The sequence below is a fragment of the Mesorhizobium sp. P160219 genome (genome assembly GCF_057786095.1).
In genome coordinates this window covers 3830629-3853816 of the sequence record NZ_JBYNWG010000001.1, presented here as the reverse complement: position 1 = coordinate 3853816, position 23188 = coordinate 3830629, and the positions used below count along the sequence as shown (strand labels likewise).

General features: G+C 59.0%; 25 protein-coding genes and 1 pseudogene. 13 read left to right on the top strand and 13 right to left on the bottom strand.

All coding sequences use genetic code 11. The features are described 5' to 3' along the window. Positions 1 to 171: 171 nt before the first annotated feature. The 5 genes from AC3EMP_RS18615 to AC3EMP_RS18595 form a co-directional block, all read right to left on the bottom strand. Positions 172 to 417: a hypothetical protein gene (locus AC3EMP_RS18615; protein WP_023673947.1), complete on the bottom strand. Its 246-nt coding sequence runs from the start codon at positions 415 to 417 to the stop codon at positions 172 to 174. A 663-nt stretch (positions 418 to 1080) separates the two neighbouring features. Beyond that, a complete protein-coding gene (locus AC3EMP_RS18610; RefSeq protein WP_023690706.1) occupies positions 1081 to 1461 on the bottom strand; it encodes a hypothetical protein in 381 nt (126 codons plus the stop codon). Positions 1462 to 1842: 381 nt separating this feature from the next. Then, positions 1843 to 2253, bottom strand: coding sequence for a TadE/TadG family type IV pilus assembly protein (locus AC3EMP_RS18605; protein ID WP_023708223.1), 411 nt, complete (start codon positions 2251 to 2253; stop codon positions 1843 to 1845). Then, the gene (locus tag AC3EMP_RS18600) at positions 2243 to 2668 is read right to left on the bottom strand and encodes a TadE/TadG family type IV pilus assembly protein (protein WP_245260130.1); all 426 of its coding nucleotides are present in this window, start codon (positions 2666 to 2668) and stop codon (positions 2243 to 2245) included. Before AC3EMP_RS18600 ends, AC3EMP_RS18605 begins: the two co-directional genes overlap by 11 nt. A gap of 19 nt (positions 2669 to 2687) precedes the next feature. Beyond that, complete coding sequence (locus AC3EMP_RS18595) at positions 2688 to 3893, bottom strand: pilus assembly protein TadG-related protein (RefSeq protein WP_348529196.1); 1206 nt, start codon at positions 3891 to 3893, stop codon at positions 2688 to 2690. 147 nt (positions 3894 to 4040) lie between these two features. Here AC3EMP_RS18595 and AC3EMP_RS18590 point away from each other — a divergent pair, with 147 nt between their 5' ends. Beyond that, a complete protein-coding gene (locus tag AC3EMP_RS18590) occupies positions 4041 to 4265 on the top strand; it encodes a hypothetical protein (RefSeq protein ID WP_084013115.1) in 225 nt (74 codons plus the stop codon). A 581-nt stretch (positions 4266 to 4846) separates the two neighbouring features. On the opposite strand, the gene AC3EMP_RS18585 is transcribed toward AC3EMP_RS18590, so the two are convergent. Beyond that, positions 4847 to 5059: a hypothetical protein gene (locus AC3EMP_RS18585; RefSeq protein ID WP_023690461.1), complete on the bottom strand. Its 213-nt coding sequence runs from the start codon at positions 5057 to 5059 to the stop codon at positions 4847 to 4849. A gap of 132 nt (positions 5060 to 5191) precedes the next feature. After that, positions 5192 to 5401 carry a hypothetical protein gene (locus AC3EMP_RS18580; RefSeq protein WP_023694061.1) on the bottom strand — a complete coding sequence of 70 codons (210 nt, stop codon included), beginning with the start codon at positions 5399 to 5401 and terminating at the stop codon, positions 5192 to 5194. Positions 5402 to 5764: 363 nt separating this feature from the next. Here AC3EMP_RS18580 and AC3EMP_RS18575 point away from each other — a divergent pair, with 363 nt between their 5' ends. The 3 genes from AC3EMP_RS18575 (at position 5765) to AC3EMP_RS18565 (ending at position 7388) form a co-directional block, all read left to right on the top strand. Further along, positions 5765 to 6400 (top strand): class I SAM-dependent methyltransferase, encoded by a 636-nt coding sequence (locus AC3EMP_RS18575; protein WP_023670654.1) that lies wholly within the window; start codon positions 5765 to 5767, stop codon positions 6398 to 6400. A 585-nt stretch (positions 6401 to 6985) separates the two neighbouring features. Further along, on the top strand, positions 6986 to 7210 hold the full coding sequence (locus tag AC3EMP_RS18570) for a hypothetical protein (protein WP_023690459.1): 225 nt from the start codon (positions 6986 to 6988) through the stop codon (positions 7208 to 7210). Further along, positions 7200 to 7388 carry a hypothetical protein gene (locus tag AC3EMP_RS18565; RefSeq protein WP_245261925.1) on the top strand — a complete coding sequence of 63 codons (189 nt, stop codon included), beginning with the start codon at positions 7200 to 7202 and terminating at the stop codon, positions 7386 to 7388. The genes AC3EMP_RS18570 and AC3EMP_RS18565 overlap by 11 nt, the downstream gene beginning before the upstream one ends. A gap of 109 nt (positions 7389 to 7497) precedes the next feature. Here the strand turns inward: AC3EMP_RS18565 and AC3EMP_RS18560 are convergent, their stop codons facing one another. From AC3EMP_RS18560 to AC3EMP_RS18550, 3 genes are read right to left on the bottom strand one after another with little or no spacing between them, the layout of a single operon-like run. Then, positions 7498 to 7776 (bottom strand): hypothetical protein, encoded by a 279-nt coding sequence (locus AC3EMP_RS18560; RefSeq protein WP_023670652.1) that lies wholly within the window; start codon positions 7774 to 7776, stop codon positions 7498 to 7500. Between the two features lie 42 nt (positions 7777 to 7818). Further along, positions 7819 to 8187, bottom strand: coding sequence for a LysR substrate-binding domain-containing protein (locus AC3EMP_RS18555; protein WP_084013112.1), 369 nt, complete (start codon positions 8185 to 8187; stop codon positions 7819 to 7821). Continuing rightward, positions 8093 to 8719, bottom strand: coding sequence for a LysR family transcriptional regulator (locus AC3EMP_RS18550; RefSeq protein ID WP_023690457.1), 627 nt, complete (start codon positions 8717 to 8719; stop codon positions 8093 to 8095). Before AC3EMP_RS18550 ends, AC3EMP_RS18555 begins: the two co-directional genes overlap by 95 nt. A 112-nt stretch (positions 8720 to 8831) precedes the next feature. On the opposite strand from AC3EMP_RS18550, the pseudogene AC3EMP_RS18545 reads away from it, so the two are divergent. The 3 genes and pseudogenes from AC3EMP_RS18545 (at position 8832) to AC3EMP_RS18535 (ending at position 10717) form a co-directional block, all read left to right on the top strand. Further along, a pseudogene (locus AC3EMP_RS18545) lies at positions 8832 to 9369 on the top strand (VOC family protein). A gap of 584 nt (positions 9370 to 9953) precedes the next feature. Next, on the top strand, positions 9954 to 10220 hold the full coding sequence (locus AC3EMP_RS18540) for an exopolysaccharide production repressor protein (protein ID WP_352872723.1): 267 nt from the start codon (positions 9954 to 9956) through the stop codon (positions 10218 to 10220). 194 nt (positions 10221 to 10414) lie between these two features. Then, positions 10415 to 10717, top strand: coding sequence for a DUF1330 domain-containing protein (locus AC3EMP_RS18535; RefSeq protein WP_023670645.1), 303 nt, complete (start codon positions 10415 to 10417; stop codon positions 10715 to 10717). Positions 10718 to 12285: 1568 nt separating this feature from the next. Here AC3EMP_RS18535 and AC3EMP_RS18530 read toward each other — a convergent pair. The 3 genes from AC3EMP_RS18530 to AC3EMP_RS18520 all read right to left on the bottom strand — a co-directional run bounded on the left by AC3EMP_RS18530 (position 12286) and on the right by AC3EMP_RS18520 (position 16107). Continuing rightward, positions 12286 to 13017, bottom strand: coding sequence for a hypothetical protein (locus AC3EMP_RS18530; protein ID WP_023694064.1), 732 nt, complete (start codon positions 13015 to 13017; stop codon positions 12286 to 12288). A 1065-nt stretch (positions 13018 to 14082) separates the two neighbouring features. Then, complete coding sequence (locus tag AC3EMP_RS18525) at positions 14083 to 15039, bottom strand: FAD-binding oxidoreductase (RefSeq protein WP_352713665.1); 957 nt, start codon at positions 15037 to 15039, stop codon at positions 14083 to 14085. A 210-nt stretch (positions 15040 to 15249) separates the two neighbouring features. Then, positions 15250 to 16107 (bottom strand): LysR family transcriptional regulator, encoded by an 858-nt coding sequence (locus AC3EMP_RS18520; protein ID WP_023690450.1) that lies wholly within the window; start codon positions 16105 to 16107, stop codon positions 15250 to 15252. A gap of 129 nt (positions 16108 to 16236) precedes the next feature. On the opposite strand from AC3EMP_RS18520, the gene AC3EMP_RS18515 reads away from it, so the two are divergent. The 6 genes from AC3EMP_RS18515 (at position 16237) to AC3EMP_RS18490 (ending at position 23048) form a co-directional block, all read left to right on the top strand. Then, positions 16237 to 17319, top strand: coding sequence for an amidohydrolase family protein (locus AC3EMP_RS18515; RefSeq protein WP_031201701.1), 1083 nt, complete (start codon positions 16237 to 16239; stop codon positions 17317 to 17319). 11 nt (positions 17320 to 17330) lie between these two features. After that, positions 17331 to 17684 (top strand): Rieske (2Fe-2S) protein, encoded by a 354-nt coding sequence (locus AC3EMP_RS18510; RefSeq protein WP_352676570.1) that lies wholly within the window; start codon positions 17331 to 17333, stop codon positions 17682 to 17684. Further along, a complete protein-coding gene (locus AC3EMP_RS18505; RefSeq protein WP_352713669.1) occupies positions 17685 to 19412 on the top strand; it encodes an ABC transporter substrate-binding protein in 1728 nt (575 codons plus the stop codon). Positions 19413 to 19499: 87 nt separating this feature from the next. After that, entirely contained in the window at positions 19500 to 20546 is a 1047-nt protein-coding gene (locus AC3EMP_RS18500) for an ABC transporter permease (protein WP_352713672.1), read from the top strand. Continuing rightward, entirely contained in the window at positions 20543 to 21427 is an 885-nt protein-coding gene (locus AC3EMP_RS18495; protein ID WP_352713675.1) for an ABC transporter permease, read from the top strand. Before AC3EMP_RS18500 ends, AC3EMP_RS18495 begins: the two co-directional genes overlap by 4 nt. Then, positions 21417 to 23048, top strand: coding sequence for an ABC transporter ATP-binding protein (locus AC3EMP_RS18490; RefSeq protein WP_352713678.1), 1632 nt, complete (start codon positions 21417 to 21419; stop codon positions 23046 to 23048). The genes AC3EMP_RS18495 and AC3EMP_RS18490 overlap by 11 nt, the downstream gene beginning before the upstream one ends. The last annotated feature ends 140 nt before the right edge of the window (positions 23049 to 23188 follow it).

The window sequence follows — 23188 nt, the reverse complement described above, 5'->3', positions numbered from 1 at the left end:
CACCTTTCGGCAGCCGGCCAGTGCAAACAAGGAAGGGAACGTTGCACTGATGGGGCAGTGCACCGTCCGAAGCGTTTCCAGGCGACAATGTTCCACCGATGAGAGAACAAAGAAGGCTTCACCGCCAGCGCACATTCCCCTTAGCTGCGCTGTATTGCCAGCGGCTAGTCTCTAAAGGCCTTTAACCAGCCACGGATCGGTGTCGTATCCGAGGCGCGGCTTTTCCGGCGTTCCATCGGCCGGCAATTTGGCGGTTCCGGTCGGCCTGCAGTCCAGTTCGAGCACCTGCTTCTTGGCAGAGTGCTTCGTAGAGCAAAGGTCCGTGGCGTCACTCACCACCACCTTCTTCTCCTTGGCTATAGCGACACCAGTCCCAGCGATCACGATCGCCGCGCAAAACACAGCTACTCTCATCATACTCCCCACCGTTGCTCCTCCCCAAAAATGCTGAGCATGACGTTACGGCACATTTAAATTAGCGCAAGCGAATATTAGCTTGACTAGTCCCCTTCACATCGGCTCTGGTCGCCTCCCCTTGCTGCTGCGCCTTGCGAAACCGGCAGCGCGATATGCTAGGATGGGCGCATGCCTGCTCATGACCGGGCGGCCGCTGTTAACGACTTGAGCTTGACATGGCAGAAGGCTGCAGCCGTCAAGTTTCCCAAGTCGTCGTGGCGATGAACGATCGCGTCGAGGATCGCTTACCAAGCGGCGTTTACTAAGTTCCGCTGGTGCAGCCCTGCGCGAACACCATAACCACGTGATGACAAATCAGCCATGTGTGTGGCGCGGCGGGCTTGTTCCGCTTGTGGCCGGCGCCTACCCACCCGGGTTCCCCAACCATGGCGTCGGCCATTTTCGTTCTCTCAGCGATTATAGGCCTTTGCTATCGGCCTATGTGTTGGCCTTGGATGGCGAGATCGCGGTTAGATCGCCTCGTTCGTTTGGATGTTTCGCTGGCGTTGGCAGGAGGCGCATATGTTCGCCAGCCGGCGGATACCACACCGCCCCACCGGTCAGGCCCAGCGCGTCCGCTGCAAAGTCCCCGCAGACCGCTGCTGGGCCGCTGGCGGGCAGCGGCTACTTGCTGACGATCCAATCCACCAAGCCAGTTTCGATCAGCTCGCACCCAGTGAAATCGCGCACCAGGGCCTTGGCTAAATCGCGCCATTGACACTCAGGCGTACCCGTTTCCCCTACTAGGGCTCGGAATGCACATCGGAGAACGTCGGCTTGAAAGGCGGAGACGGCAACAGTAGACGGGTCGGCATCTTCCCAGCCTAGCGCCACGTCGCGACGACGTTGACCAAGGCGCTTCAGAAGCTCGCGTGAGGCTCGGATGGCCCTGCGCGATTGATCCATGTCCCGGCGAAATGTGGCGGGTTCCGCCATGGACTTCTGGCGCATCAGCAAGGTGGCCGTAGTGGCCGCTCGAGCGATATCTATGGGCGTTGCAACCATCGCAGCCTCCCAGAAAAGGCAATGGCAAACGACACATTAATAAGCTCGCCGAAACTCTCTCCGCAATGAAAAGAGTTGTACGAATTTTACCAACCCGCACCCTTTCAGTGATGCCGGGCCGCTGCTGTCCTCGCTCTTGTTCTGTCATCGTAATGAAGGACGACATCTCCGAGCACCCGTAGCACACCTGTTGCATGGAAAAAGCTGTAGGCGTTTATAGGTGCCCGGGCACTCCGCCATTTGTTTGCGTTGTGGAGCGGGACAAAGCAGGTTTCCTCACTCAGGCCGCCTACCGTGAAGCGGGGCACAAGCCCGACTTCGACGCATTGCCTTGGGAAGCTGAATACAGGGCCGCCAACTCAACGAAAGCCGGTCGTACGCCTAGCTAGCAACCAGAGGCACCGTGACGGTCGTGGCGTAATTTATCGGATACTGGTCGAAATACGGGAAAGCGATGACGAAGGCATAGCTGGCGGTCAGATGCGCCATCTTGAAACCGCCGCTGGCAGGGTCGGTCGCGATCGTCACAATGACGTTCTTCAGACCCAGGTTCACCAATTTCTGCGTGGCGATGGCCTGGATGTCGCTCTGCGAAAGCGTGTTGTTCAGCTGCAGCGCCCGGGAAGAGGTTTCCAGTGTATAGCGGACGGTCGACACGGCATTCATGGCCCAGCCGAAGGCGAAGATTCCGAACAAAAGCATCACCAGGAAAGGCGCGATCAAGGCGAATTCCAGCCCGGCTGCGCCGGAGCAGTCACGGCGCCACCTGGATCCGATCCTTTCAGCGGACACGGATCACCTGCTGATGACTGATCGCGCGCGGGTCCGGGAAGACACCGAAGTTAAACGGGGGCACCCAGGTGCCCGTGGCCGTTATCTGGACGAAGACGGTCGGCAGCTTCGTTCCGCCGCAAATGGTGGTCGCATCCACGACCGTGGCGCCGCACAAATAGGAGCGGACCAGTACGACCGCGGCGTCCTCGGGCTTGTCGTTCCAGCTCGAAAGCGCGACCGCCTGCGTTCCGGTGTCATTGGACGCGCCGGCCATTACGAGATTGGCCGCGGTTTTGACGCCCGCGCGCATCTGCAGGTAACTCGTTACGTAGGACCAGCCGTCGGCGATGCCGAGGCAGACGAGGCACAGGATGGGCAGCAACATGGAAAACTCGACGGCAGCTATCCCGGATTTGTCCAGGACAATGCGCAAGGTCCGCCCACCCATCCCGCTACTCGACGAGCTGAACGGATTGCGTCGCCGGAATGTTCTTCATCCCGAGGCTGGTGCAGTCCTGCTTGATGGTCGTACTGCCGGACCACTGGATGGTGTCGGCGACGACCTGAGTGCAGCCGCCGTTCCCCGAGAAGTTGCCAAGGTAGTTGACCTGCTGCCTGGGGAAATAGATGGCGCCGGTCAAAAGCGAGTCCGCTGTGCCGTTGAAGGTGCTCTGTGCCGCAGTCCCGGTCCTGTCGCCGTAGAACAGCACGCCGGAATAGGCTCCGGAGGTAGGCGCGCTCAGCGTCACCTTGGCGTTGCCGTTCATGCTGACGGTGTTGCTGCCTGCCATGAAGATGGTTACCCCGCTGCCGGCGACGACCGCGTTGGCGTTGACCTTCATACCGCCCTGCACGACGTAGACGCCGGGCTGCAGGGTGACGTTGCCGCTGAGGCTCATGCCGCTACAGTAGGTGCCAGGCTGGAGTGTTTGCGACGTCTTGTTGCCATTGACATTCTTGCAAGGGTTGCCGGCTGTCGGCGTCGCCAAGCCGGAGAAAGGATCGGCTGCCGGCAAGGCTCGGGTGATGTTGGACTTGCAGACTGTGGTCGCTGGATTGTTCAGCACCATGCCGCCGACCGTGATCAGGCAGTCGGCCTTGAGCACCGCCGAGCCCTGCGTCTTTATGGCGTCCGAGGCAATCGAGTCCGACATGACCGAACAGCCGGTGAGGTTGACGGTGGTGTTGCCGGAAAAGAGCGCAGCCTGGGAGGCCGACGGACTGAGCGCCAGCACGCAAGCTTTGGAGGCGTCATTGATCAGCGCCACCGCCCTTGCCTGTTCGGCAACGGGCGCCTGGTTGAAAATCGCCGTGAAGTAGCGATCTAGGTTCTGCTTGACGATGACCTCCACTGCCTTCTTCGCGGTGTTCGGGCCGGACAATGGCGGCGTGTTGACCTGGATCGTGCCCGGCGTGGCAAAATTGTTCGAGGTCGCGGACTGCGTGGCGGCGGCGATGATGGTCGGGTTATCGGAACCCGCGACTTTCTCGAGCGCGCCGGCATAGGCCGCGGCATCGGCAACGGCCTGCAGCTTGAGGCTGCTGTAATACCAGAAGGATGTCTCCACACCGAGGCCGGCGCCGCCAACCACGACCGGCAAGGTGAAGGCAACGATGACGGCAACGTTACCGTTCGTGGCGCGCCTTAGGCGGCTCAAAGCAAACCAAATCCGGGTGAACGCGTTGGATGCCATATGTATTAGAAACCACGAATAGATAAACGAATGTCTAAAAACTCCATTCCGATTCGATGAAGTCCGACCTGCCAGACGAAATAGGTGCGCTGCAATTCCTCCTCGCCTCGCATGTACCGAGATCAGGCCGCTCAATCTGCGGTCGATCTCTACGGGTTGGAAGCGGCGACCGCCGTGGCGCAGTGCGCTTTGGAGGCTCATTTCGACGGTCGACCAGATGACTATCGCTTTTGGTGCGATGTCTTTCACCAACTGAGAAGAGCAACTGAAGGAACTTTTGCCGCGAAATCGTGTTCGTTCGAGCATGACCAGAATAGCCGACCTTGGACCGCCTAAGCCCGGCAAGCCACACCAACCGCAGGACGGGCACGATCGATTTCACCCATGCCCGATCTGCGGCCAGCAGGTCGACAAGCGCGACTTCCGCCAGGTCATGTGGCACGAGCAACCAGATCATGAGCCGCTGGAGCTCGATCAGTGAGGCAGGAACAACTGGGCCGCCAGCCAGAAGCCGACGGCCATCAAAGACAAAACAACGAGTGCGACGAGGAACAGCCTCATCGCCGGTTCCTACCACGCGTCAGAACAAAACCCGCCGACCGAAGCCAGCGGGCTTTTGTTGCAGGGCCGTGGTTTGCTTAGGATGTGGATCGCGGTTCAACACTGGGTGCCAATTGCGCAGTCACTGCGCTCAGACGCCCACGTTTGGTCAGTACTGGCTTGCTGTATTCTTTCTTCATGCAGTCCCTCCAGTGGAAATTTGAGGCAAAGCGCATTTACAGCCAAAGGTTGTCAATCAGCCCGCGCCTTGTCAATTCAAAAGGTGCCCGCCGCCCTTGCGTCCGGCGGACGAGAGACGTCACACCGCAAGCATCTCACCAGCCATGGAATCGTCCAACACCGTCCAGGTACTGAGGTTACCTAGCCGCAGGAGGGTCCTGAAGCCGCACAACCTTGTCGAGATGTAGCCGTATCCGCTGGCCTTCAGCGAAGGACAGCGCAAACGATTCCAGGCCGAATGAGCGTGTAATTTCCTGGTCGGTCTCTATGATGCGGACGACCCATTCGCCACTGGCTCCGACCACTTCCACGCGAGGCGTGGCCTTGCGAATTGACACCACGTTGCTCATCACATCCTCCCTACGAAACGCAATGGCAAGTCGATTTAAGACCGTCGTAGTCGGTAGATCAATAACAAATGCTTGCTCGGATCGGACGAACCATCCTGGATGGGCATACAACGGGGGCTAATGCCACTTCAGTCAGGCGAACCCTCCGGGGAACCTCCCTTGAGATAGCCTCTGCTTCAGGTCGTTGGCATTCAGGATGGCCGCCAGCTCTTCGGCATACTCCATGTCGGGAAGGTCGACAGATGGGTGGCCCGCTACAATAGCCGGCAGCCCGGTGAACACGTCGAACACCGTCCACGTCCCATCCGGTTCCCGCCTTACGCCGTACCGCAGAGTTGCCATGAGGGGATGCTAATGGAAGCCGCGAATATATGGTACAAAAAATGCGAGCGGGCGATCGGACAACGGGCACGCCTTGCAGAAGTTTTGCCGCTACGACGGGTTCGGTCGGGCACGGCCAGAATAGCCAACCTCGGACCGCCCATCCCCGGCAAGCCACATGACCTGACTGGGAAGAGCATTTCTATGCGCGCCCCATTTGCGCGCAAAAGGTAGACCGTCGCGACTTCCGCCAGGTGATGTGGCACGAGCAACCGGACCACCAGCCGCTGGAATGCGACGCCTAAGAGCGCAGCACAACCCAACTGGTCATCGCTATCGAAGCAGCGTTTGCGGGGCGGCCGCTTCTAGGCGCATGGTGGCTAGATGACCCGAATATGGGTGGGATCGGATGGCGCCACGATTTATAGCGAAACCACTGTCCTGGCCGACCGAACCGGCGGCTGGCTGGTCCGGGCCGGAATGAACCGGGGCAATGCCCGGCTCAACGGCTACGCTCTCGATCAAGTGCACCTGGTCCCGGTAGATCGTGCCGTGGAGGTCGGTTTCGGCGGCGCAGTTTTACTGCCGCAACTTATCCGTGAGGCAGCATTCGTTTGCGGTGTTGACCGCTCGCAGGATGTCGTGAACGCTGCCTCCCACCGGTTCGCCGATGCAGTGCGCGTCGGACGAGCCGAGTTCCGAACCGGGCTAGTCGAGGACTTGCCCTTGCCGGATAGCACATTCGACAAGGCTCTCAGCGTCCACACAGTGTACTTCTGGCAAAGCCTTAGAGCTGGATCCGCAGAGCTCCATCGCGTCCTCAAACCAGGCGGTCGCGTCGTGCTTGGCTTCCTCCCGAAGGCACATATGGACCGGATGAACATGCCGGCCGATATTTTTACACCTCGCGAGCCGGATGAGGTCATTGCTGCCTTGCGAGAGGCAGGGTTCAGCGACCCTGAAGTGCGGAGACCGAGCACGGAAACCGCATGGCTCGTTGTGACAGGCACGCGAAGATAAGTTTCGGCGCCTGGAAGCGGAAAAGCCCGCCGCCGAAGCCAACTGGCTTTGTTGCAGGGGTTTGCCTAGGCTCCTCTGGGTTCAACACTGGGTGCCAATTGCGCCGTCACTGCGCTGAGACGCCCACGTTTGGTCAGTACTGGCTTGCTGTATTCTTTCTTCACTGCAGTCCCTCTCTAGCGAATTTCGGCAAAGCGCCTTGGGCCTAAAGGTTCTCACTCATCGGTGCAGGTTGATGGCGTGCACACAGCCGTTACGGCCGAGAGCTTCTCGCGCTTCTTTAGTTCCGGCTTCTGATAAGGCTTCTTCATGCAGGGTTCCCCACGTTTGTCCCTCAATGCGAAAATGCGGTGCGCCGACCACGATTGTCAACCGGAAACACTGAAGTAGCGGCCGAGCGACGCCAGGGGCCGGCACGCGCGGTCAGGGCGGCGTGCGCAGCGTGGATGCTGCAATTGCCTGGCCGGTTGCCATGGCCTGCTAACGAGCGCACACTGCTGCGGTCGCCTCGAAAAATCAAAAACAAACAGGCACGAGGCGCTTGGGAGCGATCATCAGGCTTTCGCCCGACCAGGGAGAAGGCCCATGCCCACACCGGCACAGAGCCGGCTCATATATTTTATGGGCCAACTCGTTCACAACGAGAGCATCGTTTCCAAGCAGGATATTATCGTCGGCTTACTGGATCACGAAGGCAGTCCGACGGCCGACGCCGACGAATTGCTGGCGAACTTGCATCGATCACTGCAACAGGCCCGACAGAGCTTGCACGAGGCGCAAGAGATCTATGGAGTCAGAAATGCGGAGTAGCGAAAAAACAAAACTCGCATACACAGCCGCAGAGTTCGCCGAAAAACACGGTTTGACCGTGAAGGCAGCCGAAATCATCCTGTCCGTGAACGGCTCCTCACGTGTCGCTTGCGATGCAGCAGCACGCGCATTCAAAGAAGCGGTTGCGCACCGAGCACACAGCAATGACGGCGAATGAGGCCCGCGCCTGCTTCCGAGGCTGCGCGGGCCGACCATGACGAGTGGAGAGGACATCTTGGTCACCGGCAGGAATCGCTGAAGAACGAGCCGGGTGTGAACGAACAGCCTCAGAGCGAGGTTGTTCCCGACTGACGCAAAAAAGCCCGCCAACATGAGCCGGCGGGCCAAGTAATGGGTCGCTGTCCAATGAACGCGTTAGGTGTCTTCAGATGGATTTTGGTCGAGAAGCCGCCGCGCGTCAGGCGCAACAAATCGGGCGCCGATTGAACGCCCTGCGGACGCAGGAACGCCTTCGTCTCGCGGGCGCTCCGCGTAAGCAAATCTTCGCCGCCGAGAAGCTCAATCGTCTCGGCCCAACCGTCGTCTGCAAGCAATTCGTGTGTCATCGCAGTTAGAATCCCACCCGATTCCGCAGGGCAATACCTATCTTATCGCCTAGGCCCTTTTGCCCCTACCGCCGAGACATGACCGCGCACCACGGAGCTGTCGAACATCTGCACCAGGTGCGACCGGTGTCGTTGCGCCCACTTCTGTGCCGGATAAGCAAAGACTAGGCCGGTAAACGGTGAACGCAGTTCGGGGAGTACCCGCACCAGATCGAGCTGATGGGCGAGATAGCCTGGAAGAAAGCTGATGCCCAATCCTATCGCCACGAGCGCCCTCACCGTTAGCAGATCATCGCAGGTGAGGCCCCCTGTCAGGTCAACACCGATCTTCCGGTCGCCCGCCAGCATCGGCAGCGGTCGCGCCCATGCCTTGCTGAGGGCGATTAGATCGTGATGTTCGAGTTGCTCCAGTGAGACAGGTGTGCCCCGGCGGCCGAGGTAGGCCTTGGAAGTGTCCTGAAGGACCCGTCACGAAAGCGCGTGAGATCAGGCTGGAATCGCGCAACGGGCCGACGCGCACGGCGAGGTCGATGCCGTCGGCGACGAGATCGGCAACGCGGTCGGTGACGACGAGATCAACGGCGACCGCCGGATAAGCCTTACGGAACGCTGCAATAACAGGCGGTAGAAGCGTCTGCGCGATATCCACTGACGCCGTCAGCCGAAGCTGTCCGTCCATCCCCGCCGACTCTGCGCGAAGCTCAGCTTCGACGGTCTCGATTTCTCGCAGCGCGATGCGACACCGCTCGAAATAGGCTTGGCCCTTGGGCGTAGCGCGCAGCTTTCTGGTCGTGCGCTGGATCAACGAGAGCCCGAGCCGTCGCTCCAGGGCCGCGACCTTGGCGCTCACTGTCGTTGCAGGCATGCCGAGACGGCGCGCCGCGCCGGCAAAGCTCCCTGCCTCGAGGACGTTGATGAAGACACATATCTCGTCGATGCGCATTCCCGGATTATGCAGAAAACGGGATGCTCATTCCAGTCATCTCATATTTTCCGGGCAATGCATTTGCGCGATGATTTCGCTTGTGGAAATCGCCAGCAGGGGAGCGGAGGCCATGAACGATCAATCGATCAATCCCAATGACGCCGCCAGCGTCGTCGAAAAATATGCCATCAACCCGCGCGTTCGGGTCGGTCACGTCCATCTCAACGTCGCCGACATCGAGCGATCGCTAGCCTTTTATTGCGGTGCCCTCGGGTTCGGCGTCACCATGTCGCTAAGCGAGGAGGCTGCCTTTCTCGCGGCGGGCGGATATCACCATCATCTGGCGCTCACTAACTGGAAAAGCCGCGGCGGCGCCGCGCCCCCGATTGGCACGACGGGCCTACACCATGTCGCCTTTCTCTATCCGACACGGGCGGCGTTGGCGGCTGCGCTGCGCCGCCTGCGAGCAGCAGGGGTGACGCTCACCGGCGCGAATGACCATGGCGGCTCGGAGGCGATCTATGTGCGCGATCCCCGGCAACGGGGTAGAACTCTATTGGGATCGCCCGGAAGCGGAATGGCCGCGCAACCCGGACGGCGCGCTGAAACTGGTCAGCAATCCGCTCGACGTGGACAATCTCGCCCGCGAGGGGGCATCAGACTGCTAAGCCGGCCACCGCCATGGCGGGCTGCGTTCGGAGGACTGCTGCGACAGTGCTAGCCATTCACCGAGCCACGGAGCCGGTTGGCTGCGAGCGGAGGGCAACCACTCGGCTGGCGGGCTTCGCCACCCCAGGTATTAAAGTGTACGCTTCGAGAAGACCGTCGGCAAACTCAAGCGCTTAAAATGCGTCGCAATACCCTGCGGGAAGAGAAGCGAAGCTTCGCATCCGAGCTTATAGGACTTGACCGGCGGCTAGCCAGACGGCTCCCGCGCGGCTGAGACGGCCCTGTCCCGTTCCTTTGGATGAACTGCGCCTTGTGGCCGGTGATGTTCTCGATCGCCTTCAAAAGGGGTCGATGGACCTCACAGAGCTTGGCATGCTCGCTGTGGTACGCACAGCGACCCGAATATGCTCTTGTGCAGCGCTTCGGCTGCCGCCAGGAAGCGCTCGATTTCAGCCCGGGAAAGCTGTTCGGAAGGTTTGGTTCTGGCCATTGGTGCTTGCGCAATTACTAATTTAGTGAAACCTTACGTTCTTCTGGGGAGTAGACGTGAGACCGGTCGGTCCAGCTATGGGCGGCATTGAACATGATGTTTTTTCCGCGATTACTGATTGGGATGTTTGCCACGTCGACCGTGGTAGCGACCTGGACTTACCTAGCAACCGATTCGTTCTGGAAGTCCCTTGCATGGACCTTGCTGATTTTTATCATCTTTCAGGTTGCATATTTCCTATTTTCATTCGCGCTTTTCGACAAGCTTTGGTTGAAAAGAACCGAAGAAATACCGAACCCTGCCGAGCCTACCTGTCGAGACGGCGGTGTCTCATCTGAAGGGCGCTCGATGACGCTTTGAGGGAGACCGCCAGACACGAGAGCAGCGATCATGCTAATCTTTGCGAACCATGCGAAAGAAGGAAAGCCGTGGCAGCGCCAACAATCATCGAAAAGCGCGCTGGCGCTGGATGTCGCCACGGAGATCGTCGTTAGGGTGCGGACCGACGACGCCGAAGCCGAGGAGGGCGAGCGGGGTCTAAGGAGGAAACACAGATGGCTGCCTATCTGATAGCGGATGTAGACGTAAAAGACGCTGCCTTGTTCGAGGAATATCGGCGGGACGTTCCCGCTACCGAAGAGCGGTACGGTGGGCGGTACCTGGGCCGCGGTGGCGCCACCAAGGTTTTGGAAGGTGATTGGGATCCACACCGACTGGTCATTGTCGAATTCCCCGACATGGCGTCATTGATGGGCTGGTATAATTCGCCGGAATACGCCCGGCTGATCGAGATCCGCAAACGTTCCGCTAACACCAGGATCATCGCTTTAGAAGGGATTGCAACGCCTGCCGCGTGACCCATAAGCGCGGCCAGCGGACCCGACGACAGTTGGGCATCCTCAGCGTCATTTCTTCCTCACGGCGAGATGCCGGAGCAGCAAGACCACTTAGTACCGTCTATGATCAATTTGCCGCTGCGCCGGCGAGCGAGCAAAAGACGCGGGAACAGGTGTCTCGTGACCGCCGTGTTATCCCGATCATCCGAAGACGTTCGCTCTGGTGCGGGACGACTTCAAGTTCTTTTTCAAGGGTGTTCGGAGGTTGGCCCACGGCTGAAGGGCTGCACAACCAAGGGGCGACGATCAGCTTCTCCACCTTCAGACACATCGTGATAACCTGTCGGCCATGAAATCGGTGGCTTGAGAGAAACGTGGGCGGGCCCCAGGAGACTAATTTCTGCCCATGGGGAAGGCGATGTCCGCGCTAGCCGGAATGTCAGCTACCGAAGATCCGCCGTGTGAAGGCTGCCAGTCCGCTAACGGCCGCCCCAAAGCTGCCGGTCAAGACAAGGTCGCGTTGGAACCGATCCTTCGCATCCCCCGTTATCGAATGGAAGGGACATTACTTGCCATTAGGAGATGAAGAATGAAACGGCTTCTTTTTGCCACTGCCATGATGGCTCTTTCCAGCGGGCTTGCGTTCGCGGGGACGACAGGGACAACAGGGACGACGTCGAGTGGCTCCTCCACTACCACAACGATGCCGACGACAGATAACAACACGGATTCGACCACAACGAAGTCGACCAATTCGAACTCAGCGAAGGACTGTGCGCCCGGCCAGCAGAGTGGCAGTGCTAAGCAGGCCGCTCCTGGTCAACAGGATGACACCAGTGCCAAGTCCGCAGCCCCTGGACAGATGAAAACGACTGCCGAAGGTTGCTAATTGTGGCGGGAGGGGCTGGTTTGCACCGGCCGGAATGGATGCCTCCCGCTGCCGACCGGCGGCAACGGACCGGCCCGCGCCCTTCGATCAGCGCGGGCCGTTTTTCTGAAAGAACCTCCCTTAATCGTCCAAGGAGCCTGCAGCCTTTTCTTGGGCGAGCCGGAATGCATAGTTGGTTGCGGATGTGATTGTTGAATAGCGGCCCTTGGTGGGGCAGATTTGAACGCGACAAACGCCTCAAGCGGCACGCCCAGGAAATCGTATTGCTTCCCCCCTCGCTCAAACAGACCGAGAGAACCCTGGTCCGGGTCAATAGTCGAACTTGCGCATCGAGGTCGACGGCATGGTGCGTTTCAAGAAACCAGCGTGAGCCGCGGCCAGCCGGGTATGGACCGCCCTACAGGCTGAGCTGTATTCGAAGATGTGGCCGGGCGTAGAATGACCTCGCGTTCCGCCGCTTCGCGCGCCGCCCTGATCGGAGTTTTCGCGTTGACGGTGTGGGTGGCCGTCACGGCATCGGCTGCGATCTCCTCAACACGGTATTTCGGCACTTTTGTTCCTAAGCGTCGGTAGCGACTCCGCTTGTTTAGGGGTCGCCCTCAAAGAGGAGAAAAGGTGGCAAGCTCGTCGTCTCCCTGCCGCCGGGGGTGTGACCCGGCGGCTTGCACGTTCGACTAGGTCGTTTCAGCGGTGACCGGTCTTACGGCGTTGGCGCAGGATCCTGTTTGGAAGCCATCTCGTCGATCTTCTCGGCAAGCACGCTGTTGGCCCATTCGGTGACCTCGGCGTCGACCGGCTTGTTGGCCATATCGGCGAGCGCGTCATCCAGCGATGGGACGGCGGCAGCAGCATCGGCCGCCGCTATATTGGCGGCATCGAGCGCCGCCTGCGCTGCATCGATCTGCTCCTGGGTCGGGACTTGGTCGGCCGGAGTATTCGGGTCGTTCAATTTGGCGTTCAACGCGTCGACTTCCGCTTGGGCGGCATCTACCGCGGCTTGGGCGCCCTTGGCGGCAGCCGAAGCTGTCACATAAGCCTGAATGCCGGCGAATTTCTTGCTCTTGGAGTTCATATAAGCGTTGATGTTGCGCTGCAGCGAGTTCAGCCGGCCAAGCTTGGCGTGAATGTTCTTGTCCTTAGGCGTCGCGGCGACCTCAATGTCGTCGACGGCGACCTGGTCTTCGCCCGAGGCCTTCTTTCCGGCGTGAGCCGATGCCGACTTGCCGTGCGAAGCGCTGTTGCCGGACTTCCCGCCGCCGTTGCCGGACTTGCCGCTATTGCCGTGACCACCGCCATTGCCGTGACCACCACCATTGCCGTGACCACCACCATTGCCGTGACCACCACCGTTTCCACCCGCACCAGCGAAAGCAGGAGCGGTCACTAGCGCAAGCGCGGCAAGCGCCGCCAAAAGGGTTTTTCGGGATGTCATGGTACCTCCTCAGGCGAATAGCCACCTCGCCGATTCGTTATAGAGCGGCTTATAAGAGTTTCCTAATTCGACTGAATGAACTTTAGATAAATGCTTGTTGCAATGAGCGACTGACGACTGCGAAGCGCTTTGTAACCCTCTGAAATCTAGCAAAAAATCCGGAGTCGCAGACCGTATCCCCCTTTAGCGCGACTGAAGTCCCATACCGATCGACCTTGGTCGGGCGATGCACAACCGCGGAATGCTTGCGGCATTTCGGAGTATGGCGTCACCATGTGGCTGTGACTGCGCATTGGCAGACAACTCGCCGGGCGAAGACCCCAACAACCTCGAGCCCGGCGAGCCTTACACCTGATCAGAGTACGCGATCAGGACCGGGGATCAGCCGGCGAAAGATGTGGGTGCAATATGGGTGCCAAACTATTCGTCCCAAATTGGGACCATGCTGCGGCCGGCAAGCTGCGCTTAGGTCTCATAAAAGGCTTAGGCGCTGGCATCGGAAATGGCGATCCCTGGTCGCTCTGCGCCAAGCCGCAGGACCAGCATCATGGTTGCCCCATTTTGCAGAACTTGACGCACACAACCCCCCGCGACAAAGGCTGCTGGGCCGTCGTAGCGCCGATCTGCTCCGGCATGGCCGCGTGAATGCCCGCTCGACTCCAGCAACAGCTTCATCCTTGGTTGCGACGTTCCCGCGCGCGCCGCCGTCATCGAGCGTATCTTACTCGCCTAACCCGGATCGTGCCGCGTCCGCTTTCCGGGACGCACGGATCTATGCTCAATACCTAATGTCAGGCGCGTACCTGAATGGGTCCTCGAGCCGAGATAGCGCGTTAGTCCATACCCGACATTGCGATGTCCAGAAATCGACCGTTTCGCGAACAGCGATGACTACTCGGAGCTGCTATCTCGTTTGCGCCACGAACTGTCCCCTGCCCTCAATGCTTCCAACGTCTCATTTGGGGGCCGATAACGGACTGACAGCTTCGAGCGTCGAGCCGTTGGGTTAGACCCTGACGCCGATGCGTGCGCCGACGGAATCTTCCAACAGTCAACAACGCCGAGCTAAGCATCGAGCAAAACCGTCCCTCGCGGGCGGCTGCAACATGCCAGGACATAGCCGGCAGATTTCTCTTTAGCATTCAGTCCGCCCAAATCGTCCATGGTAACCTCGCCGGATAGTTTGGCTATTCGGCACGTTCCGCAAACGCCCTGCTGGCAGGCGGTTGGGATGTAGATGCCACAGTTCCGCGCCGCGTCCAGCAGGGTCTCTCCGGGCGCGCAGCGATGCTCCACACCCGAGCGGACAAAACGGACCGAAGACGAAATCGCCAAGCCCAATTCCGACCGAGAACCATTGCTGCCTCCGAAACTCTCCTCGTGATACTGCGCCGGCGGGAAGCCTATTGCATCAAGGCAGGCGCGTGCCGTCTTCATGTATCCTTCGGGCCCACAGGCAAAAACGGTGCGCTTGTGAAGATCGGGAACCAAGCTCAGCAGCATCCGACCATCAATTCGGCCGGTTGAACCCGTCCAAGCGGGACCTCCCTGGCCGCAAACCAAAGTCACTTGAACATTGGGAAAGCGAGCGGCAAGTGCTTCCAGTTCCGCTCGGAAGATGATGTCGCCTGGGGTTTTCGCGCTGTGAATGAAGCGGATCTCCCTGTCGTCTGCGCGGTCTGTAAGCGCACGCAGCATTGACATGGTCGGAGTCACGCCGCTCCCGCCCGAAAGGAAAACAGGTTTCTCCGACGGCAATTTATCCAGATCGAACGAACCGAGCGGCCCTTCGATCTCGATCTCGCTGCCCGGCGTCAAATGGTCATGGATCCAGTTGGAAGTGAGCCCGCCCTGCGTTCGCTTCACGGTGATCTGAAGATCAAGCGGTCGCGTCGGCGGTGACGATACCGAGTAGGCGCGCGTTATTGTGGCGCCGTTGATCCTGAGGTGCACGAGAACATACTGGCCCGCGCTGAAGCAGAACATCCGACCAGCGGCAGATGTGAGAACAAATGTTTTCACATCGTGCGTCTCGTCTATCACGCGACGGCAGAGCACTATATCTCGCGTCTTTTGTGCCCATCGCCGCTGACGCATGGTGGGCACGACATCTGAGGCTTGGATGGAGGCGTATGCATTCATCGTGCGGCTCGGCGTTAGGTCGAGCGAACATGCCAGTTCTTACCCCGCTGAACAGCAATATTATCCCAGCGTTATGATCGGGAATATCGATTAAACCTCCAGCGACATAACAGCGAGATGGAGAGCACGGATGCCTTTGCGAATGATCGGTTCGTGTTTGCGGCGTGCCAGTATCGCCGTATGGACTGGCTGGTGCAAGGTCGGCGCTCCTTCGACCAGGAACGATGGAATCTCACCGGTAAACCTGCGCGCATCATCGCTGCGCATGTAGCAAGTGCCGCCCGTTCGCCGGAGCATGATCTCCGCCAGAGCTTCCGATCCGGTCGAAAGTCGGCAGATCGCCAATTGAGCCAGCATCTCTGCGTGCGTTTTCTCCAGCACGACGGTGTAGCCTGGGCGGATGTAGGTGTCGGGATCGACGTCCGACAGGTTTCTGGCGGCAGTCGAAACCATTAAATATTCCTCGACCATCAGGTGCTCGTATGCGATCTCAGGCAAGTAGCGGGGGGCATAAAGCACCGCGATATCCAGGTTTCCCATGCTGAGGTCGCTGACCATCTGGTTCGAATAATCCGACTCGACATGGATTGAGGACTTCGGAAGTGCTTGGCACAGGGTTTCGACCCACCCGGGCAGGACTGAGCGGGTCATGCCCACTTGGGCGGCAACGCGCAAGGTGCCTTCGAAACGGTTGAAGGCCCGGACATCGTGGCGAGCCTGCGACCAAGTGGATACCAGAGATCTTGCGTAGGCTTCGAACCGGCGCCCTGCGGCAGTCGGCTCTGCCCCGGCGCGTCCGCGTTGGAACAGTTCAGATCCGATTGCGCTCTCCAGGTTCTTGATGCGGGTGCTGATTGTCGATTGGGTTAAGCCCAACCGATCTGCGGTGCGATTGAAATTTCTCGATTCGATGATGTCGAGAAAGGTTTCGATGTGATCAAGCTGCATGGAAATCCCGATCGAAAAATTCGATCATGTTCCTGCCTACCATAAGCTTGATCAAACAATACTCAAGGGGGAAGCTGCACCAGATCATCGGCCGGCGCACCGCCGGGACGGGCCACGGAGCGGAACAAAGTGTTCATAGTTGATTGCGACTGTCACAATTACTGGTCAAGCGCCACCGTGTTGACGCCATACCTTTCCGGCTTGTGGAAAGACATGTTCACCGAGGGCGAGAAAACAGGTCCAGTCGGCGCATTTCCGCATGGCCATCGCCCCTGGTTTCATCCGCAGGACTTCTCCCGCAAGGACGTCCGTCCGAAGACGGAAGCCGACAATTATCTCATCATGAAAGAGAAGCACCTCGACAAGTACAAAGTCGACGTGGCGATCCTCACCGGCGATGAGCCGATCGAGGCGTCGACCCTCGCCAATCCTTACTATGCCAGCGCCCTGGTCAGCGCCTACAATGACTATCAGATCAACCAATGGCTGCCGAAAGACGATCGTTTCATGGGTTCGATCATCATCGCACCACAGGATCCGAAGCTCGCTGCCGCCGAGATACGCCGTCTGGGCAGTTATCCGCGTATGGTCCAGGTTCTCGCTTCCCAAGGGTCCGTCAAGCCGTATGGAGACCCGTTCTACCATCCGATCTACGAAGCTTGCGCTGAAGTAGGGTTGCCGTTCGCCATACATCTGGGCGGGCATGGCGGCGTGAATTCAACTGCCATTGCGCCTGCGCCCACGACATTCTTCTGGGAAACGCATGCCATTTTGCACATGTCCGCGATGTCGCACGTGGCAAGCATGATCGCCCATGGCGTCTTCGAGAAGTGGCCGGACCTCTACTTCGTGATCATCGAGTGCGGTGTCGCCTGGGTTCCGTCGGTCCTGTGGCGCCTGGATGCCGACTACAAAGCGCTGCGCAAAGAGACGCCATGGCTGAAGATGCTGCCCTCGGAATATTGCCGGCGCAACATCCGCTTTTCCACGCAGCCGCTGGAGCAGCCTGCAAACATCCAACATCTCTGGTCCACGCTCGAAGCGATGGACGGGGAAAACACGCTGATGTTTGCGTCGGACTATCCGCACTGGGATTACGACGATGCCAACACGCTGCAAATCCCTCCTGCGTGGAAAAGCAAGATCATGGGACTGAACGCGCTGGAAGTCTACAAACGCATCCCCCGTGCGCAAGCCGCGAATGCCGCCTGAGGAAGCATACGATGCCCGAGAAAACATATATCTGCCGCGTCGACGAGATCGAAACAGGATCTCCGTTTATCGCCAAGATCCGCAGCCTTTCGGTCGGGATTTTCCGCATCGGAAATTCATTCCACGCGCTGCTGAATGTCTGTCCGCACCGCGGCGCTCCACTTTGCGAGGGACCGCAATGCGGGACAACCGCGCCAGTTGAACAAGCGCAATTCATCTATCATCGCGACAACGAGATCGTCCGATGCGCCTGGCATGGCTGGGAATTCGACATCAAGTCAGGTGAAGCCTTGGTCGATCCGTCCATTCGCGCTCGCACATTTCCAGTCACCGTCGAAGCCGGCAGCATCTATGTGACGGCCTGATTGGCCCAAAAGCCGATTGGGATGGAAAAATTCGAAGAAAGATGGCCGAAACCAACTAGCAGATTTGTTCGCAGGTGCTTGAAGAAAATAACGCGGAGAACTCCGCAATGGGAGAGTCAAATGTCAGAATCTGAATACAAGCTTGGTATCGCGCAAAGCCTGATCGGTGGCGGCAAAGTCTCCCGCCGCGACTTCATTCATCTTGGGCTGGCTGCGGGGCTGACCGTCGCCGCCGCCGACACGCTCTTCGTCGCCACGGCGCGTGCCGAACCGATGCACGGCGGCTTCGCCAAGCTCGGCATGGCTCACGGCGCGACGACGGATTCAATCGATCCGGCCGGCTACCCCGATACGTTCACACAAACCGCGTTCTCGGGCTCGATGTCCAACAGCCTCACCGAGGTCGACGCGAAAGGCAACGTCCAACCGGACCTGGCCGAGAGCTTTGAATCGTCGGATGGGGCCAAAACCTGGACCTTCAAGCTTCGCAAGGGCGCAACTTTCCACAACGGCAAGAATGTGACCGCGGACGACGTCGTGGCTTCGCTGCGCTATCATATGGGCGAGGAAACCAAATCGGCGGCGAAGCCGCTGCTGGAGCCCGTCGCAAGCATCAAGGCGGATGGCCCGGAAACGGTGGTCTTCACGCTCACGAGCGGCAACGCCGACTTCCCCTACATTATGAGTGACTACCATCTTGTCATCATGCCGGCCAAGGACGGCAAAGCGGATTGGGGGTCGGGCGTTCGCACCGGTGCTTTCGTGCTTGAGAATTTCCAGCCCGGAGTTTCGGCAAAACTCAAGCGCAATCCGAACTACTTCAAAAACGGCAAACCCTATCTCGACGAGGTGGAGTTCATCGCAATCACCGATCTCGCCGCTCGGATGGCCGCGCTATCGACAGGGGAGGTGGACTATATCGGCCGCGCCGACCTCAAGACCCTCGGCATGTTGAAACGCAATCCCAAGGTGGAGATCGTCGAGGTCACCGGCTATGGCCATTATACCTTGCCGATGAATGTCACGGTGGCGCCGTTCGACAATCCAGACGTCCGAATGGCTTTGAAATCGGCGATCAACCGTCAGGAGATTGTCGACAAGATCTTTCTCGGCCACGCCACTGTCGCCAACGACAACCCGATCGCGCCAGCGATCAAATTCGCTACGAATCCGCAGCCGCAACACAGTTTTGATCCTGAAAAAGCCAAACACTATCTGAAAAAGGCCGGAATGGAGAACCTGAAGGTGGATCTCTCGGTCGCCGATGCCGCTTTTGCAGGCGCGGTGGATGCGGCTTCGCTTATTCGCGAGACGGCAGCCCAGTGCGGCATCGACGTCAATGTCGTGCGCGAGGCCGAGGACGCTTATTGGGACAATGTCTGGCTCAAGAAACCCTGGTGCGCTTCCTATTGGAGCGGTCGGGCCACTGCCGACTGGATGTTCACGCAAGCCTTCGCCGCCGACTCCAGCTGGAATGAGTCGTTCTGGAAAAATCCCCATTTCAACGAATTGCTTGTTAAGGCGCGGGCCGAGACGGACGAGGCCAAGCGAGCGGCGATGTACGCCGAGATGCAGCAACTAACTCACGACGATGGCGGCAGCATCGTGTTGGTCTTCAACAATTTCGTCAGCGCCCAATCCAAAAAGCTCGCACATGGCGAAGTGGCGCCCAACTGGGAGAACGATGGACTGAAAATGGCCGAACGCTGGTGGATCGCCACGGCATGAGATGGCGGGCCGGAGCCGCGATGGTTGTGAGGCTCCGGTCGGCTGCTCCGAGTGCAGGGTTTGCCGCCCAAAGGAAACGCCACTCACATGAACCCCGTCGCAAGAACGGTTCTGCAGCGACTTGGCCTCGGCCTTGTCACGTTGTTCATCGTGTCCATCATCATCTTCTCTGCGATCGCGATGCTTCCGGGCGACTTCGCCAAGGCCACGCTCGGGCAGTCGGCGACGCCCGAAACGGTCGCCGCCTTTCAGCGGGAAATCGGCATCGATCGTCCGCCTGTCGAGCGCTACTTCGTTTGGGTCGCGCAAATGCTCCATGGCGATTTCGGCTCTTCGTTTGCGAGCCGCACCGGATATCGGCGAACCGTGGCCGAGATCATCGCTCCGCGCCTCTACAATACGATGTTCCTTGCAGCGGTGACCGCGCTGATAGCGGTTCCGCTGGCGCTCGGGCTTGGCATTCTCGCCGCGCTGTATCGCAACGGCTGGTTCGACCGGCTGGTGAATGCAGTGACGCTCACAACCATTTCGTTCCCGGAGTTTTTCGTCGCCTATATGCTCGCCTACCTTGTGATCTCGCGCGACACGTTCATCGGATCCGATTTCGCTCAATCCCTGCCCCATTGGCTCAGTATCTCACTGAACTGGGCGCTCAATGCGTTTCCCAAATTTCCGACATTGTCGAATGTGAACGATCAGACGCCATTTCGGGAGCACCTCTGGAAAGTGGCGCTGCCGGCAATCACCCTTACGCTTGTAATCGTGGCCCACATGATGCGCATGACCCGAGCAGCCATCATCAACATGCTGGCAAGCCCCTACATCGATATGGCGCGCCTCAAGGGAATGTCCCCGATGGTGATCGTGCTGAGGCATGCCCTGCCCAATGCCTGGGCTCCCATCGTCACTGTGGTAGCCTTCAATATGGCATATCTCATCGTCGGAGTGGTCGTGGTCGAGGTCGTGTACGTCTATCCCGGGATCGGCCAGCTGATGGTTGATGCGGTAAAATCCAGGGATGTTCCGGTTGTCCAGGCCTGTGCCCTCATTTTCGCCGCGACCTATATCCTTCTCAACCTGCTGGCCGACATTATTTCCATTGCCACCAACCCCAGGCTCTTGCACCCGCGATGAGCAGATCCCAATCTATCGCGGCGGTTCAGAGGCTGAGGCGCTCGCGTGCCAGCCGGGCGAAAACAGCGCTGAAGAAGGCACCGCTCAGTGCATGGTTCGGCATCGTGGTGATCGTTGGCTACGTCCTTGTTGCGGTCTTCGCGCACTGGATAGCCCCATATGGCGAGACGCAGGTCTTCAGCGAAGCCTTCGCGCCGTGGAGCCAGGAATTCAAATTGGGAACCGACCAGCTCGGCCGCGACATGCTCACTCGCTTGATCTACGGTGCGCGCAACACCATCGCTATCGCGGTCGCGACTACATTGCTCTCCTTCGCGGTAGGCGTGTCGCTCGGCCTCCTTGCCGCATTGTATAGGGGGTGGCTCGACCAGATCTTGTCGCGTGCGGTGGACGTGCTGATGTCGATCCCGAGTCTGATCTTTGCGCTGGTGCTTCTGTCGATCTTCGGCTCGTCGATCACCAGCCTGATTGTTATCATTGCGCTTCTCGATTCCACCCGTGTCTTTCGGCTTTCTCGCGCCGTTGGGCTTAACGTGGCCGTAATGGAATATGTCGAGGTGGCGCGATTGCGCGGCGAGGGACCGAGATGGATCATCGCCAAGGAAATTCTTCCCAATGTTATGCCTCCACTGGTCGCCGAGTTCGGCTTGCGATTCTGCTTCGTGTTCCTGACAGTCGCGGCGCTGTCGTTCCTCGGAGTCGGTATTCAGCCGCCGACGGCCGATTGGGGATCAATGGTGCGCGAGAACGCAACCCTGATCACTTACGGCGATGTCACGCCGCTGCTTCCGGCCGGCGCGATAGCTCTTCTTACCGTATCCGTAAACTTCGTTGTGGACTGGTTCCTGCACGCAACAAGCGGGTTGCGGGATGAAAAGTAGCGGTCCAGGCTCACGCGAAAAAGGAAAGGATCTACTGCAAATCCGCAATCTGCATGTGGAGGGATCCTCGGACGAACAGTGGCATCCCATCGTCCGCGGGATCGATCTTACGCTGAAGCGGGGGGAGGTTCTTGGCCTAATCGGCGAGTCAGGCGCCGGCAAGTCCACCATTGGCCTTGCCGCAATGGGCTATGCCAAACCGGGCTGCCGGATCACACAGGGCTCGGTTCTGTTCGACGGGATTGATCTCCTGGCAGTCAATGAAAAGGGGCGCCGTCGTCTCCGGGGCTCCCGCATTGCCTATGTCGCGCAAAGCGCGGCGGCCTCCTTCAATCCGGCACATCGACTTTTGGAACAAACCGTCGAAACCGCGGTGGCGCATGGAATCGTCAGCCGGGAAGAGGCGAACCGGAGCGCCGTGGATCTTTATCGACGTCTTCAGCTCCCAGAACCCGAGAGCATAGGCTTTCGCTATCCTCATCAGGTCTCAGGCGGGCAGTTGCAACGGGCCATGACAGCGATGGCAATGGCTTGTCGACCGGACCTCATAATATTCGACGAACCAACAACGGCGCTCGATGTGACCACGCAGGTTGAAGTCCTTGCCTCCATTCGCAACATCGTTGAGGAATTCAGTACTGCTGCAATCTACGTAACGCATGATCTGGCGGTGGTGGCGCAAATGGCGGATCGCATCATGGTTCTGCGACACGGAGTTACCGTGGAGGTGGCTGACACACGCCAGATGCTGGCCTCGCCCAGCCAGGAATATACGAGGACGCTCTGGGCAGTCCGCAAGCTCGCCAAGCCCGAAGTTCCAGCCGATGACTATCTCTTGACGATAGACAACGTCACCGCGGCTTATGCCGGAGGGGTCAAGGTGCTCCAGGATGTCTCCATCAAGGTTCCGCGCGGAAGAACAGTCGCTGTGGTCGGCGAATCCGGTTCTGGGAAATCGACGCTCGCTCGAGTCGTTACCGGACTCTTGCCGCCAAGTTCGGGTTCGATTTCTTTCGCAGGCCAACTCCTTTCCAAGAGCCTGAAGGCGCGGCCCAAGGAGGTTCTGCGTCGCGTCCAGATGATTTATCAAATGCCCGACAACGCCCTTAATCCCCGCCAAACGGTCGAAGAAGTCCTAGATCGGCCACTCGAATTCTACCTCGGCCTCAAAGGCGCGCAGAGAGATCGCCGGATAAGCGAACTTATGCACATGGTCGAGATGAGCGAGGATTTTCTGGAACGTCTACCTGGCGAGCTATCAGGTGGCCAAAAACAACGCGTCTGCATTGCGCGGGCATTGGCTGCCGAACCGGAGCTTATCATCTGCGACGAGATCACATCCGCGCTCGACCAAATTGTGCAGGAGGAGATCCTCAAGCTTCTGATGCGCCTACAGCGTGAACTCGGGATGAGCTACATCTTCATTACCCATGACATTGCCACGGTGCGCGCGATAGCAGACGAGATTGTCGTCATGCACGGCGGCAAAGTCGTCGAGCAGGGATTGAAGAGCGTGGTTCTCACACCTCCGCATGCCGCTTACACCGAACGGCTTTTGTCCTCTGTTCCCGAAATGGATCCTGACTGGCTGACAAGATTGCTGGCCAGTCGGAAAATCTGACAGGTTGCAAGGTGGTCAGGAATCAAGTCCCCGTCCGCCCATCTTCCACGTGCTTTGAAGGGCATGATCGAGCTCCACGCGCAGCGATCAGCGCGACCATTATCACGCTTTCTGGAGAGGCCGGCTATCGTTGATCCAGG